The following is a 14,737-nucleotide window of genomic DNA, read 5'->3' as shown; positions in this document are numbered from 1 at the left end:
GGTGAGGCTTCCTGTAGCGCTGATGGGGTGTCGTACCGGTTGAGTACTGATCCATTAGGTCGCCGCCGGGTTGCCTTGGGCTCCAACAAGATTCGACGGATCAACAGTGGAGGAGGTGACCGATGATCTTCGTCGGCGACGACTGGGCCGAGGATCATCATGACATCCATGTGATGGACGAAAACGGTAGGAAACTCATCGCACGGCGGCTACCGGAAGGCTTGGCCGGGATCAGCGGGTTCCACGACCTGCTGGCCGCACGCGCCGACGATCCGAGTCAGGTCGTGATCGGTATCGAAACCGATCGCGGCTTGTGGGTCGACACCCTGGTCGCGGCCAGGCTATCAGGTGTATGCGGTCAATCCGCTCGCCGCCGCCCGCTACCGCGACCGGCACAGTGTGTCCGGCGCGAAATCCGATGCCGGGGACGCGAAACTACTCGCTGACCTGGTCCGCACCGACCGCCACAACCACCGCCCGATCGCCGGGGACTCACCCGGAGCCGAAGCGATCAAGGTCTTGGCCCGCGGGCATCAGAACCTGATCTGGGCACGCACCCGCCACACCAACGCGCTGCGGTCGGCGCTGCGGGAGTACTACCCGGCCGCGTTGGAGGCCTTCGACGACCTCGCCGCCCGCGACGCTTTGGCCGTGCTCGCCCGCGCCGCCTCACCAGCCGAAGGGGCCCGGTTGAGCCTGTCGGCGTTGCAGGCGACACTCAAACGTGCTGGGCGACAACGCAATATCGAATCCAGAGCCGAACAGATCCAGACCGCGTTGCGGGCCGAGCACCTGCACGCCACCGACGCGGTCACCACCGCGTTCGCGGCGACCACCCGAGCGGCGGTCGGCATCATCACCGCCATCAACACCCAAATCCAGCACCTGGAATCGGAGCTGGCGAACCATTTTGACAAACACCCGGACGCCGAGATCTACCTCTCCCTGCCAGGACTCGGTGTCATCCTCGGCGCCCGGGTACTCGGTGAATTCGGGGACGACCCGAACCGATACACCAGCAGCAAGTCTCGCAAAAACTACGCCGGAACATCACCGTTGACCGTCGCGTCGGGGCGGAAACGCGCCGTACTGGCCCGCCACGTCCGCAACCGGCGCCTCTACGACGCCATCGACGCCTGGGCCTTCTGCGCCCTCACCCGAAGCCCTGGCGCCCGCGCCTACTACGACCAACACCGCGCCGCCGGCGATCTGCATCACCAAGCCCTGCGAGCCCTGGGCAACCGCCTCGTCGGCATCCTCCACGGATGCCTACGCCACAACACCCCCTATAACGAGGACACCGCCTGGTCACACCGCCAAAACACCCAAGCCGCTTGACAACTTACGCACCTGGGATGTCTAACCCGCTACGCCGACCGGATACTGGCACCCCCCACCCCCGCCGAACGTGTGGACCGCGCCCGCGACACCAACAGCCACACCGACGGCGGCGGCGCGGAACCCGACCCGGACCCGACGCAAGCAGCGCCGGACCGCTGACGGCCAGACAGGGCCCCGCACCGGTGCCCGTACCCCGGTACGGGCACCCACCGGACCGCCGAACCAGACCACCCGAGCGTGACACGACCGCCGGGAACCTTTGGGCACCAACCACATTCGGAACAAAGGAAGAGAAAAATGGCAGAATCGTCAAGCAAGGGCGGCGCGGTAGCGTCAGCCGCGCTCGTCCCGATCTACGAGGTGAAAAACACCGTCACCGGCGACCAATTCATCATCTACGCCCCCGCCGACCACGACGATGAGGGAATGTTCATCGCAGCACACGTGACCGGCGCGCCCATCGGCTCCGCAGCCGCGCCGCGCATCCTCATCGTCCACCCCGACGACATCGGCGAATACGCCACGGACACCGTGCGTCTCATGCGCTCCGCCTCCACCGGTTTCGCCGCGATCGTGCGGACCAACAACACCACCGGCGAATTGCTCGCCCAGTTACCTCAGTGACCGCACGAGCGCGACGTCAGCCAACTGGGCAGGGCCCGTCCCCCGCCGTTGGCGACAACAGGAAAGGCCCACCGGGCGCGGTGGGCCCTTTGGCCGTTGGAATGTGTGGCGGCCCTATGGTGCGCGCCGATGTTTTGTAAACCGTTCTGGCTTCGCATGCCCCGGGCTGGGGTGAGCTACCGGATCGGTTGTTGGCGCGGCAAATTCGCGGCCGTCGTTTCGGCTGTGCGCCTCATTCGAGCCGGGGACGGATGGGGGCGGGGGTTGACATTCACGCCGTATCGAGCGTCAATCATTGATGATGGGGAATTTAGGCGACGCGGCGTGGGCTGTGTTTCCCGGCCATCAATCGGCGTGGGGTATCCCGGATGGGATCATTCCGGGCGCTTTTCATTCATGGAACAGGAGCGGTGGCATCGTGAAACGTCGAATTGTGGATACCGTTGTATTTCATGCGTTGCGGAGCAGCGACCTCGAGGCATTGACCGGATTTGTTGCGGCGAAGGTCGCCGAGGGCTATCAGGCCGGTGACCCGTTCGTCGCCTACGAGGATAAGTGGCAGGTCAGTATCTGGCGGTCGGCCCCCGCCGACCCGGGGCGCGTCGAAATCGAGGCCCAGTGCACGGCCGTGGGGATTACCTATATGCGCGAGAGCATCGAGCACGTGATGCGGGATAACGCGACCCATGATGATCGGGGCGCGATCAAACTATCGGCCAGGCTCAGCGGTGCCGATTACGTGTCCGTGCAATGCAATTCGACCGGGCGGATCGGCCGGTTGCTGTTGATGGACCCGGGCCGATGCAACCACGGCATTACGGTGTGCCGGGAATGCGTCGGAAGCTGGGAAATAGATTACGACGTGCGGTACTCCAGCACCCAAGCCGGACGGGAACTATCGGCACAACGCGCCACCGCCAAGGAACGAACCGCGCCCACCGGATAGGCAACCCCGGTTCCCCACGGCCCGGGGCAATCCACTACCGCGCGGATCGCCCCGGGGCCGGTTCGGATGCTTCGTGCGTACCCATCAACAATCCCGCGCGGGCAACAGTCGCCCCGTCGACGTGTACACGCCACCCGATTTCCATCCAGGCCACCCGGCATCGACCGGTCCTGACGCCCGCACGCCGCAGCCGCCGGAAAAACGGGCGTCGGAGGTTCCCGCCCGGCGGCTGCGACCCGTATCCGATATCGCCGGGGCACTGATAATCCGCGCGGGTGGTGCCCCGGTGGGACGGTCGACCACTCCATTCCCAGCCACCGACGCTACCCGGGCCGTGACCGGCCACGGCGGCGAATCGTCGCAACCGGTCCGGAATGTCCGCAGCTCGCCGAATGACTCGGCCGTCGCACCCGCAGGTCTAGGTATCGAGCTCAGGGCCGCGCGTCGAGCGTGCATGCAGCGCCCCTCCCCTGTCCACCGGGTTCCTGCGCGTATCGTGATTGGTCGCATCCGCTCGAGCGGGCGCTGTGGGGATCGGGGTTTGATTCTGCGCGGAACTATAGGCGAGAATCGGGCAAAACGGTCTGATTGGCGTCGTGGTGAGGCGGCTTGTCGACTGTGACATAGCAAAAGGGTGACCGGGGAGAAGAAGGGGGGCTGGTCGTTGATGACTGTTCCAGGGTGTGAGAACAGGGTGCGACATCCGCAGAGGCGGGTACCGGCGGTGGTGTATCAGCGGATCCTGTACCCGCGTGGGGGCGGCGTTCACCCGGCCGGGGGTGCAGGTGTTGCGATGTTGCCGCGATGGATGGCGGTGTGCAGGGAGTGCCGCGACAGCATGCGCCGGGCCGCCCGCGTGGCCTGTGCGGATCTGCCGAGCCTGACAGTCGACGAGGTTCCCGTGGACGCCGCTCGCGCGCGTGTTCGTGCTCGGCAACCATCGCCGCGCCGGGTGTGCTGTTGACGCCGGTTGCCCCGCACGCGCCCGTTCCCGTGCGGGTGGGTGGGGTCGGGGTCGGCCGGTGTCAGTTGGGGCAGGTGTCGGGGCCGCTGGGGTTGCTGGACATGCGTCGGACGGCGTGGGCGGCGGCGGAGGGGTTGGAATAGATCCGGCCGTCGGTGAGCATGAGGCCGCCGTCGCCGGTTACTACCGCGCTGGCCTCGCTGTGTGAGTCGTTGGTGAGCACGGTGCCGACCTGGATCTGTCCGGCCTCGATGAGGTCGCGGACCGTGATTCTGGGGCCTCGCTCGAACGGGAAATCGTCGCTGAACTCGTAGTCGGTCCACTCCCGGGCACAGGTGGCGCACACCGAGCTGTGGTCGTGGCTGCATTCGTCGCTGGGCATGATCGTGAATTGGTATTGCCGGATCGCTCCGAACCGGCCGGGGCGGTCGGGGCGTGTGTAGGTTTCGTCGAGTGTCGCGGTCACCGTGTCATACAGTCGCGCCGTTCGGGTGTGGCCCTGCGCCGGGGCTGGCTCGTCGGATTTGCCGGTGCGGGTGTCGGCGCATTTGGTGCAGCCGTTGTGGTGGCGGTCGCCGCATTCGTCGAATTCGGCGTGGTCGGTGATCCAGTGCTGGGCGGCGTCGAGGTCGCCGAGGTGGCGCAGCAGACCAGCCAACGCATCGACCTCGGCCCGGCTCAGCCACCGGGCGACGGATTCGGAAACGTCTCCGGAGAACACGTGCCGGAACCGGGACAGGATCTCGTCGTCGGGATAGGGGGTATCGGTACTCATCAGTCGCCTCCACGGTGTCGGGGCAAGGGTGGAACGTTTCGGTTGATGGAGAGGGGAACATGCAGGGGCCCAACGAAATCCGGGCCCCTGCATGTCGTGTGCGGGATCGGCGTATCGCGCCGGGAATTCAGGCCCCGTCGGCCAGGGCCCATTTCTTCGGGGCGTCGCTGGTGCGGCGTGCGATACCGAGGGTGGTCAGCTTTTCGAGGGCATTGTTGATCGCGCCGCTGGACAGGTCGCGTTGGTGGATGTCGTCGAGCCGATGCTTGAGCGCGGTCGGGCTGAAGTCCTGCCCGGGATTGTCGCGCAGGAAATCTTCGACCATTCCCCGCAACCCGCCCGAGGGCAATTTCTCCGGCTTGGTTCGCTGCGCCGGGGTGCTGCCGGACCCAGCGGCCGGTGCCGGTGCGGGCCCGGACGCGGGGGCCGCATCGGTGGCCTGCGGGTCGGCCCCGGCCGGTTCCCCGCCGTCGCTGTCGGGCGGGGTGGCGGCGGTGTCCGGGGTCGCCGGTTCGGGTGCCGGGGCGGCGGGCGCGGGGCCGGGGGCCGTGTCGGCGGCGGTGTCGGTGGCCAGGGCCCATCGGTATCCGGCGCGGGGTGCGTCGGGGTTGCTGGTGCGTACCGCGGTGCCGTCGGCGGCCCAGCGGGACAAGATGGACCGGGCAGTCGACACACTCATTTCGGCAATGTAGGCCAAATAACTAGCCGTCGACCCGGGATGGGCGGCCAGCGCCGTATGCAGGGCGGTTTCGTTGGCGTTCGGTGTGGTTGTTGCGGGTGTGGACATGACGTCTCCCGTCGGAAAATCGTGAATTCGATGTGGTTGGGTCATGTCCCGGCCGGGACGGTTCCCCGCGCGCGAATTGCGTCGCCGTCATTCGGTTGCGGGGTACCACCTACATGGACGCTCGCTACCCGCGTGAATGTCAAGCCGATATCTAATAAGATGCCCGTCTTCTTTCAGCGCGATAACCGGGGCCCGTGGTGACTATTTTCCCGGCCGGTTTCCGGCCAGCGGACGCGGGAATTCCCAAGAGAAGCGCTCGGTGAAACAAATACCTCGCGCGCCCTATCCGGCTACAGTGCCTGGCACACGGACTTTCTGTGATCGCATGAGTCCGGCGAGGCCGCCAAAGATATTGGCGACCTGCGGTACTCCGGGAAAGCGCACGCTGCGGCGCAGCCTGGTGAACACGCGTCGCCGCCCCGTCGGCCGCTGGTGCGCGCGCCCCCGCGTCCCGCCGGGCTGGTGCGAGCCCGGTGCGCGCACCGGCCCGGCCCAAGGATTACCGGGCGCGGTCGAGGAGCTCGGTCAGCCAGGTGGTGAGTTGCTGCAGACCTGTGGAATATCCGCTCTGGTGCACACCGGAAGCGAAGAACTGAGCCGCGTCGGTGCCCTGGCGGGCGAGATCGGTCAGTGCCGAGGCGGGGGTGCTGCCCCCGGATGCGGCGGCGGTGCCGAGGGAGGCCAGTGGTGCGGCGGTGGTGCCGGTGAGCGCGGCGGCGGCGACTGCGGCGAGGTCGGCGGCTACGGGGACCAGTCCGACGAGTTCCAGGCCCGCGCCGAGTGGGTCGCCGGTGGTGAGTTTCTGCACGGCCTGCCATGCGACCTCTTGGGCGGTTCCGGCGTCGGTGGCGAGGCGGTTGATGTCTAGGCGGGCCAGGACTTCGACGATCTGTGCTGCGGCCCCGGTGACGCCGCTGGTGTCGGCGGGGGCGAACAGGGTCAGGATCTGGGCGATCAGATGCAGGTCGACCTGTGAGGCCATGGTGATCAGGGGATGGAACTGGTTGTTGAGGTCGGCGGCGATCTGGTGGGTGCCCTCGATATCGACCGCGGCCAGCTTCTGCGGCAGCGCGAGCAGGTCGGCGCCGATCGTGGGCAGATTCGCCGCGGTCGAGGCCATCCCGGCCAGCACGATCAGGACTTGCCGTGTCACGGTGGACGCGTCCAGGTCCCCGAGTCCGCTATTGGTCGCCGTGCTCTGCGGGGAACCGGGGGTGGTGGGGGTGGGGTTGCCGGTGAACGCGCGCCCGATGGTGGTCACGACCGGGTCGGTCTGCGGGGACACCGAGCAGTAGAGGTCGCCGGTGGCGCAGACCGTGCGGACCCGGCCCGCCAGGACACCGAAACCTCCGGTGCGGGGGCCTTCGACGCCTTCGCCACCGGCCGGGCTGCCCAGCTGCGGGGTGGACGAGTCACGGCGGGGGTCGGCGACCAGACCGACGGCAAGGACCCGCGAGGCCGGTAGCGGGCCTTGGTTGTTTCCGATGCGGGCGGCCAGGTCTCCGGCGATGTCGGCACCCTGGGAGTAGCCGACCAGGATCACCTGTGTGGAGGCGCACAGCCCGGACAGCACCGACGACAATGCTTGCGCGCCGGAGGATTCCGAGGACGCATAGGTCGGGCTGAGTGAGGCGGAGTAGGGTAGCGACTCGATCGCGAGGTCGCTGCCGTAGCGGGTCTGCAAGGCGTGGGCGACCGGGGCCAGCATCCCCGACACCGGCTGGCCCGGGTCGGCGGCGGCGCTGGTTTCCCCGGTGCCTTCCACGAACACCGCGGTCCACTTCGCACACCCCGGGACCGGGGCGGCCAGGCCGACGACGGGAACCGCAGACCCTGCCGCGGCCAGCACCGTGGCCGCGCACACGGCCACACTCACCGCCCGCCGCCGCAGTGGGCTGCGACGCCGCCGCAGATCACCGGATGCGACAACAACGCGTGATTCGATCATGGGGAACCTCCCGAACGTGCCGAGTACGGACGCGGAGGCTGAACTCCTCCGCTACCGGAAGGACTCCTGTCCGAGAGCCGAAAACGGACAACCGCGATGGAATTGGATGGAGCCGATCAGGTGTGGAACCACGCCGGGCCCGGAGCTCGGCCGGGTCGATGGGTCGTTCCGGCGGGGGTTGTCCGGGCGATCACCATGGACATGCAGGTCGGACCCGGGCATGCCGCTGTAGCGCCCTAATGCGGCCGGGGCCAGCACTGCGCGGGGCCCTGCGCATGGCCTGGTAGGAGCTCACGGTGACCGGCGCTCCCACGGGAGGCGTTCGGCGAACAAGTGCATTTCGCGCCAGGTTCGAGCGCATTGCCGACACACGGACTTTTCGTGATCACACGAGCTGGGTGTGGCCGCGACAGGGATGTCGACCTCGTCTATCCGGAACACCACATCCCGTGAACCGTCGGGAATGTAGGAGCATTCTTGCAGTGCGCTGATTGTCTTCTTTTTCGCTGACATGGCAAGGGTCCTTTCGTGTGGATGGTCGCGTGCACGGTGCCTGATTCTCGTGCTAGTGATAGGCTGTAGATCTGTTCTGGTAGCGCCGGACACAACAGTCCGATCCAGCGAGTATCAGATATCTTTTCGAGGTGGTGACATGGAAGTATTCAAGTCCCTGTCGTATTCGTTGCGGCGCTTGTGAGTCGTTTTCGTTTCTTGGGGGGCCGGAAGATTCCGGCGGCTCCCGGGCAGTTGGCACACGAAGGCGCGGGCCGCATTCGCGCTCGATCCGCGCAGTGCTCCGGATTTCATGTTGGCTCATCGGAGGGGTTTTGTTGTTCGGCGGACCGTGAAATATGGGTGGCCCGAGTCCGTGTTCTGGATGCGAGCAATGATGTTGTCGCCCGGTTGGAGGTCTTCGGCGCCGATCTGCAGCAGATCCAGCTCGATGCGTTCTGGCTCGTGCGGGATCCATCCCAGCGAGCGAAGGGCCGCCTCGAGGGTGCGGCCGTGATAGTCCATGCGGGATTGGAAGGTCTGCCGCGGGTCGTGGGCGCGGTGAGCCCGGTCCTTCAGGCCCATGCGCATATCGGACACGGTGTAGGGCACCCCGGTGTCCTGCCGTCGGCTTACCTGCGGTTGGGCAGTGATGGCTTGTTCGGGGTCCCACCCGTCGCGTAGTCGTTTCCGCAGGGTGGCTGCGCCGCAGTTGGCCCGGTCGTCGACTGCCCATTGGGATATTGATTTCGTTTCGCCGAATGCTGTCACGACGATCCTGAAGTTCGGGTCGTCGGGTCCTTTGGCGAGCGCCTGCGCGAGGGTCATTCGACGTCTGGTGGTCCTGAGGAGGAGGGTGTTGTATTCGATCCCGCTCTGTTCGGCCCATTCGCGCAGCGTCAGGGTGCGCCCCTTGTGCGTGAATAGTTGCGGCGCAGCGGTACGTTTCGGGCGGATGATGGCATCGCCGGGGTCCCAACCCGCAGCGAGGCGAGTGCGTAACAGGCGCTGCTTCACTGTGCACCGCGGATCGTTCGACCAGGCGGTCACGGTCTTCGATTCTCCGAAAGCGGTGATCATTCCGTGTGCTCGTTCCCACTCGAGTTCGCGGTTTACCTGCTTCGTGCTGGTCTTTCTCATGGCCGGTCATTCCTCTCTGCGCGGAGTCGATGACAGTGTTTTATTGCTTTGCCTCAGCGGTCGCGTGAGTCAGGTTTCTCACCGACTTTGCGGCGGAGATTCTCACCGGTATTGCACATTCCTCGGCCAGCAGGTGCGCTGGTAGCCGATATTTGCCAGCGCAAAGCATGCCGAGCTGCTGACCTGTTACTTCGTGATCTGCGCGCTTGAATGGTGCAGAGTCGGCGCAAGATTGGCGAGAAGGCGCAATCAGTCATGAGATCCTACCTACACTTTTCGAGCTGGATGTGTCGCGGCGAGGAAGTCGTCGCCGGGGTATCGGAATGGTTTGATTTCGACGCGTTTTCCGAAGTCGGGTGCGTCGATCAATTTTCCGGCTCCGAGATATATGCCGACGTGGTGGATGCCGTCTTTGTTGTTGGCGTAGAAGATGAGGTCGCCGGGATGGACTTGGGTTTCCGGGATCGGGGTGGTGGCGTGGTATTGCTCGTCGGCGGTGCGGGGCAGGTCGATTCCGGCGGCGGCGTAGGCGGCTTTTGTCAGGCCGGAGCAGTCCCAGCCGCCGGATGTGTCGGGGCCGTTGCCTCCCCAGACGTAGGGTTGGCCGAGCTGGGAGCAGGCGAAGGTGAGCGCGGTGACCGCGGCCGGGTCGAGGGCCGAGATGTGTTGGCAGTCGGTGGATTCGGGTTGTGGTGTGGCGCGGTAGCGGGCGGCTTGGTCGAGGACTTGGTGGACATACCAGTCGGCGTGGTTGTAGGCGAACAGGGCGCGGTGTAGGTCGGTGGGTGCGCCGGTGTCGCAGAGTTCGTAGGCGGCGGCGTGGATGGCGTCGCTGGCGTTGTAGCGCGACGGTGGGCTGGCCCCGCCCGGCGGCAACCGGTGCCGGGCGGTCACCGAGTCGAAGGTGGCTGCCAGGAACTGCATCGGACCTGCCGCGCCCGCGGAATTTTCGCCGCCGCTGACTCCTGGCAGGGGGCTTCTGCCGTGGTCTGTCTCGACTTTGCCGATGGCGGCCAGGATGGTCCAGTCCAGGCCGGGGCAGTCGCGCGACGCCTGGCGGTAGAGCGCGAGTTTGTCGGCGGGGATGTCGGCCACGGCGTCGGGGCTCGGCACCGATCCGCCGGTGGCGGGGGCGGTGAGGCTGGTGCGGGCGGAGTCGACGGCGACGACGGTGACGGTGACCGCGCCGATGGTGACGGCAGCGAACAGGGCCGTGGCGGCGGTACCCGCGGCTGCGCCGAACATCACGGCGTGGCTTCCCGGGGCGGGCGTGGTGGCGGTGGTGGGAGCACGGTGCGCCGGTCCGCCGCCGGGTTCTCGGTGTTGTCGGGTCCGGTGGTGCCGGTTGGCTGTGGCCAGGCGGTGGTGAGCCGGTGCAGGGCGAGCCGGGTCCGGCCGCCGCTGGCCGCCGGGGGGTGCAGCGGCAGCCAGACCGGCCCGGCCGGGTCGGTCTCGGCGGCGGCGGTGTAGTCGGCGGCGGCGGTGGCGATCGGCACGGTGGCTGGGTCGGGTAGTGCGGCGGCTGTGGCGTGCAGGGCGGTGCGGGCGGCGGCTTCGCGCCCGCTGGTGGGTAGCCACAGCAGTAGTGGGGTGGTGATGCCGGTGGCGGTGGCCAGGTTCGCGTAGCCTGCGAGTTTGCCGCAGACCTGGGTGAGTGACTCTGTGCCGCAGTCGTATTCGAGGAAGAACTCGACACCCGGGAGGCCGGGCTGGGTGGGGTCGAGGCGGCCGTAGCCGTCGGGGCGGGCCAGGTCGCCCCACAGCCGGGTGCAGCGGGTGTGTGACCACCACGCGGTCAGCACGCCCTGAGTGGGGCTGGTGGTGGCGAGGTCGGTGAACCAGTCGTTGACGGCGACGTCGTGGCGTAGCCGGAGGCTGTGGGCCAGTGCGAGTGCGCGGTCGTGGCGCCAGCGCAGCTCGCGGATGTCGAGGCCGTGCTCGCCGGCCAGGACCGCGGCTCCGGCCGGGGCGAGGATCCAATGCCAGGGTGCGGTGCCGACCAGGCGGCGGGGCCGGAAGCGGTCGATCACCCCGGTCTGGTGCAGGGTCTGCAGGCGTCGGCTGGCGCGGCGGTCGGCGGTGAATGCCAGCGCCGCGATCTGGGTGGTGGTCAGGACGCGATGCTCGTACAGCATCCACAGCAACCACCGATCCCGCCCGGTCAGCACCGTGGCCAGTGCGGCCTGCCCCGGCCGGGACGGCCCGCCGGGGTGCGGGCGGGAATCGGTGCGCGCGGGTCGGTCCGCGGCGGGTGACGTGGGTCATCGGAATACACCTCCAGCGGCGGGGGACGGGGATGGCCGGGGTATACGGCGGGAATGCCGGGTGGCAGGGCCGTGTCAGCGGCGGCGCGGGTCGTGGCGGGCGGTGCCCGGGGCCGGTGTCGCCGATCGGGGGCGGGACGCGGGCGGGGTGGGCGTGGGCCGTGCGATGCCGTTGGTTGCGATGCCGTTGGTGTGGGTGCGGGCGGCGGCGCGGATGTGGGCCGATCGGCCTCGGATGGGCGGGGGAAGCGGTGCGGTGGCGACGGTGAACGGGGGCGCGTTCTGGCCTCGGACGAACAGGCGCGCGGCGGCGTGGTAGGCGTCCAGGTGGGCGAGGTCGTGCTCGCTGAGCTGGGGCAGGGTATGGCGGGCCAGGTCGCGGGCGTCTTCGGGTGACACGGCGAAACAGATCTTGTTTCTGGCGTTGGTGGAGACCGCGTCGCGCAGGGTGGGGGTGAGCTGGCCGAGGTTCTGATGCGCCAGCACCATCGACAGTTTCAAGGCCCTGGCCTCGGCGAGCATGTCTTCCACCGGTGTGGACGAGTGCAGGAAGTTGTGGAATTCGTCGAGGTAGAGCGCGGCGTCGCGGCGCTGTGTGGCGGGTGTGGCGGCGCGGGCGGTGACGGCCTGCCAGGTGCGAGCCACCAGCAGCGCACCGACCAGGCGGGTGGTTTCTTCACCGAGCCGCCCTTTGGGCAGGCGGGCCAGCACCAGGCCGCCCTGGTCGAGAATCTGGCCGATGTCGACGGTGGCCGGGCCACCGGCCACGGCGGTCTTGACGAAAGGCCGCAGCAGCAGGTGGCGCAGCTTGTTCATCAGCGGCGCGGTCAGCTGGCCGCGCCCGGCGTCGCCGAGGGCCTCGAAGTTGGTCCAGAACCCGTGCAGCACAGGGTCGCTCACGGTGGCGGTCAACCGGGCCCGGTAGGTGTCGTCGGTCAGCAGGCGCGCGACGTCGGCCAGGGTGGCGGGTGCGGGTTGAGTACATACCGTCAGCAGGCTGGAGCGGAAACAGGTCGTCGGTGCGGGGGGCCCCAGAACTGGTGGTAGATGCGGGCGAAGATGGTGCCGAGGTTGTCCACGACCAGGTCGAGGTCTGCGCCGACGGTGGTGGTGTCGAGGGGATTGATACACGGAGGCGGGCTGGCGGAGTCGGCGTCGAACAGCACCACGGTGTCCGCGCAGCGGCGTGGTAAGCGTTTGAGTAGGTCGGTGATCAGGTCGCCTTTGGGGTCGATGAGGACCAGACCGCGCCCGGCGTCGGCGTCGGCGAGCACCATCTGCCCCAGCAGCGTCGATTTTCCGCATCCGGTGGGCCCGAGGATGTGGACGTGGTGGCGGGCGTCGGCGACCCGCATGGCCACCGTCCGCCCCGGTGCGGCGTCGGCTGTCCCGAGCGGTTTCGTGGCCGGTCCGGCGAAGGCGACGATCGCGCTGGGGGCCAGCGCGCGGGCTCCGGCGCGGTGGATCTCGGCGATCCCCGCGTCCAGGGGCAGGTGCGCGATCGTCGCGAGTTCCGGCGTCGACAGCAGGTCACCGCGCCCGAGGCGTCGCTCGGTCAGCACGGTGGACAGCCGGAAGCGGCGGTGCCGCGCGTAGTGGTTGTAGTCCGAACAGCTCGAGAAGCAGGACGACAGCGCATGGGCGCGGCCCCGGGCGACCTTGCGGGCACGGACACATGCCTGCGTGTCGCTGCCGGTGGGGACGGGGGCGGTGACGGCGTAGCGGATGACGGTGGCCCAGTGTGTGCCGCGGGTCTTGACCGCGGCGGCGCGGTCGCGCGCGGATTGTTCCAGGCTGGCCTGCCGATCAGCGGACCGCGGAGCGGGCCGGGGTGCACCGTTGCGGGTCTGTGCCCGGCCGAAGAACAGGCCGAACATCTCACGAACCAGATCCCCCGCTATCCCGGCCAAAGACCCGATGCCAGCCCTGCTCCCCGGCCGGGGCGGCTGGTATGGCGGGCGCGGGCGGCCGAAGACGGGGCGGGCTAGGACCTGCATGCACGCATGGTAGCCGGGGGGCATGCCTGCGGCGGCCGGCGATCAATGCGGCGGCGGAGTCGCCGTGGGAGTCGGTGCGGATCGGCCAACTGCTCCGGTCGACCGAGCCGCAGCTCCCCACCCACCAGCACGTTCTGGTGCCCGGCGACAGGCGGGGGCATCGGCGGTGCGGCGGCCACGGTGCGGGTGCGCGCTCCGCGCCAGGATGCGGCGACCGCGTTCTCGACCAGGTGCGGCGGACAACCGACGGCACCCAGATCCGGATCACCGCACCGTCCGTCCGGGCTGATCCGGTATTCGAACCCGAGGTGTGGGGGTTCCGAACAGCATGCGCCGCCACAGTGGGTGTTCGAGTGCGCCGTGCAGCTGCTCCCACAAGACTTCTGCGCTGGTGGGCTGGACCTCGGGCGGGATGAGGATCTCGACGTGGCGGGCCCCGTCGGCCCAGCGCCGCTCGCGCAGCCTGCGTACCCGGGCGGTCAGGGCGAGGATGCCCGCCGCGGCGAGGACGGTAATTGCAGGCCGCCGGGACCGCGTAGTGGACGGCGAGCGCGAGAACGCGGTCGCCGACAAACGCCGGGGTGCGTGAGCAGCTCCCCCACCGTCGGTCCCGTAGCTGCCGCCGTCTGCGGGAGTGGTCTGGGTGTGATATCCGGTGCCCATCACTGCGGCACCTCGACGTAGGGGTCACCGTCACCGTCGTCGGCATCGGCATCGGCATCGTCATCGGCATCGGCATCGTCCGGTGAAGTCGTTTTCGTTGTCGACGTCGATGTCCTCGTCGTCTTCGGCAGGCCAGTCGACTTCGTCGGCGCCGAGGTCGATCTCGGTATCGTCGGTGTCGTCGCCGGGGAGGGCGATGTAGCCGGGGTCGTCGGTGTCGGTGTCGAACTCCGGGGACGTGGTCGCCAGCTGGTGCTCGGCGAGGGAGGCGACCGAGGCGAAGACGGTGCGCTGGTGCGCGCCGACAGCGAGGAGGCCGTGACCGCGGTCGGCGGTCAGCAGGAACCGACGCTCCCCCTCGGACAGGCCGAACGCGTCGCCGACCTCGTCGATCGACTGCGGGGCTTGGCGCAACAGCACCTGGGTGGCCGCATTGGCGACGATCGCTCGACCGAGATCGGTGGACAGCACGTCGGGTCCGTCCTGGGTGGCAACGGTCAACCCGGCCAGATACTTACGGGCCGACTTGGCCAGCCGGAACAAGAACCTCGCTCCGGCCGGTTGCCGCATCAGCAGCCATGCTTCGTCCACCACGACCAGGCGGGGCCGCCGCGTCACGGGGTCGCTGACCCGACGCCAGGTCGCGTCCAATGCGAGCAGGGTGCCGATGGTCTTGAGTTCCTCGGGCAGGGCCCGCAGCGAGTACACGATCAACCCGCCCTCGGCCCCGTGGGTGGTGGCACCGTCGAGCAGCTCACCGAACGCACCACCGCGGACATACGGGGCCAGGGCGGCG

The 14,737-nt window shown here is 68.3% G+C and carries 12 protein-coding genes and 1 pseudogene; 3 read left to right on the top strand and 10 right to left on the bottom strand.

The window, feature by feature from the left end:
• Positions 1-122: 122 nt before the first annotated feature.
• The 3 genes and pseudogenes from HPY32_RS21220 (at position 123) to HPY32_RS21210 (ending at position 2,911) form a co-directional block, all read left to right on the top strand.
• A pseudogene (locus HPY32_RS21220) lies at positions 123-1,338 on the top strand (IS110 family RNA-guided transposase).
• A gap of 300 nt (positions 1,339-1,638) precedes the next feature.
• Entirely contained in the window at positions 1,639-1,965 is a 327-nt protein-coding gene (locus HPY32_RS21215) for a hypothetical protein (RefSeq protein ID WP_067585814.1), read from the top strand.
• A 295-nt stretch (positions 1,966-2,260) separates the two neighbouring features.
• Entirely contained in the window at positions 2,261-2,911 is a 651-nt protein-coding gene (locus HPY32_RS21210) for a hypothetical protein (protein ID WP_156674349.1), read from the top strand.
• Between the two features lie 1,025 nt (positions 2,912-3,936).
• Here the strand turns inward: HPY32_RS21210 and HPY32_RS45735 are convergent.
• The 10 genes from HPY32_RS45735 to HPY32_RS21160 form a co-directional block, all read right to left on the bottom strand.
• Positions 3,937-4,650, bottom strand: coding sequence for a restriction system modified-DNA reader domain-containing protein (locus HPY32_RS45735; RefSeq protein WP_067585820.1), 714 nt, complete (start codon positions 4,648-4,650; stop codon positions 3,937-3,939).
• Positions 4,651-4,777: 127 nt separating this feature from the next.
• Positions 4,778-5,437 (bottom strand): hypothetical protein, encoded by a 660-nt coding sequence (locus tag HPY32_RS21200; protein ID WP_171983003.1) that lies wholly within the window; start codon positions 5,435-5,437, stop codon positions 4,778-4,780.
• 499 nt (positions 5,438-5,936) lie between these two features.
• A complete protein-coding gene (locus tag HPY32_RS21195) occupies positions 5,937-7,385 on the bottom strand; it encodes a cutinase family protein (RefSeq protein WP_171983002.1) in 1,449 nt (482 codons plus the stop codon).
• An 813-nt stretch (positions 7,386-8,198) separates the two neighbouring features.
• A complete protein-coding gene (locus HPY32_RS21190; protein WP_171983001.1) occupies positions 8,199-8,927 on the bottom strand; it encodes a hypothetical protein in 729 nt (242 codons plus the stop codon).
• Positions 8,928-9,284: 357 nt separating this feature from the next.
• On the bottom strand, positions 9,285-10,262 hold the full coding sequence (locus HPY32_RS21185; RefSeq protein WP_067585829.1) for a C40 family peptidase: 978 nt from the start codon (positions 10,260-10,262) through the stop codon (positions 9,285-9,287).
• Entirely contained in the window at positions 10,262-11,185 is a 924-nt protein-coding gene (locus HPY32_RS45730; RefSeq protein ID WP_216676353.1) for a replication-relaxation family protein, read from the bottom strand. The genes HPY32_RS21185 and HPY32_RS45730 overlap by 1 nt, the downstream gene beginning before the upstream one ends.
• A 171-nt stretch (positions 11,186-11,356) precedes the next feature.
• Positions 11,357-12,181, bottom strand: a complete 825-nt coding sequence (locus tag HPY32_RS21175; RefSeq protein WP_171983000.1) for a type IV secretory system conjugative DNA transfer family protein — start codon at positions 12,179-12,181, stop codon at positions 11,357-11,359.
• An 89-nt stretch (positions 12,182-12,270) separates the two neighbouring features.
• Positions 12,271-13,278, bottom strand: coding sequence for a type IV secretory system conjugative DNA transfer family protein (locus HPY32_RS21170; RefSeq protein ID WP_171982999.1), 1,008 nt, complete (start codon positions 13,276-13,278; stop codon positions 12,271-12,273).
• Positions 13,279-13,542: 264 nt separating this feature from the next.
• The gene (locus tag HPY32_RS21165) at positions 13,543-13,941 is read right to left on the bottom strand and encodes a hypothetical protein (RefSeq protein WP_171982998.1); all 399 of its coding nucleotides are present in this window, start codon (positions 13,939-13,941) and stop codon (positions 13,543-13,545) included.
• 60 nt (positions 13,942-14,001) lie between these two features.
• Positions 14,002-14,737 (bottom strand): TraG/VirB4 family ATPase (locus HPY32_RS21160; RefSeq protein ID WP_216676352.1); only part of this gene is annotated, 736 nt, incomplete at its 5' end.

The organism is Nocardia terpenica, from assembly GCF_013186535.1.
GTDB classification, from domain to species: domain Bacteria; phylum Actinomycetota; class Actinomycetes; order Mycobacteriales; family Mycobacteriaceae; genus Nocardia; species Nocardia terpenica.
The sequence above is the reverse complement of the archived record's forward strand: the minus strand, read 5'-3'. Positions and strand labels throughout refer to the sequence as shown.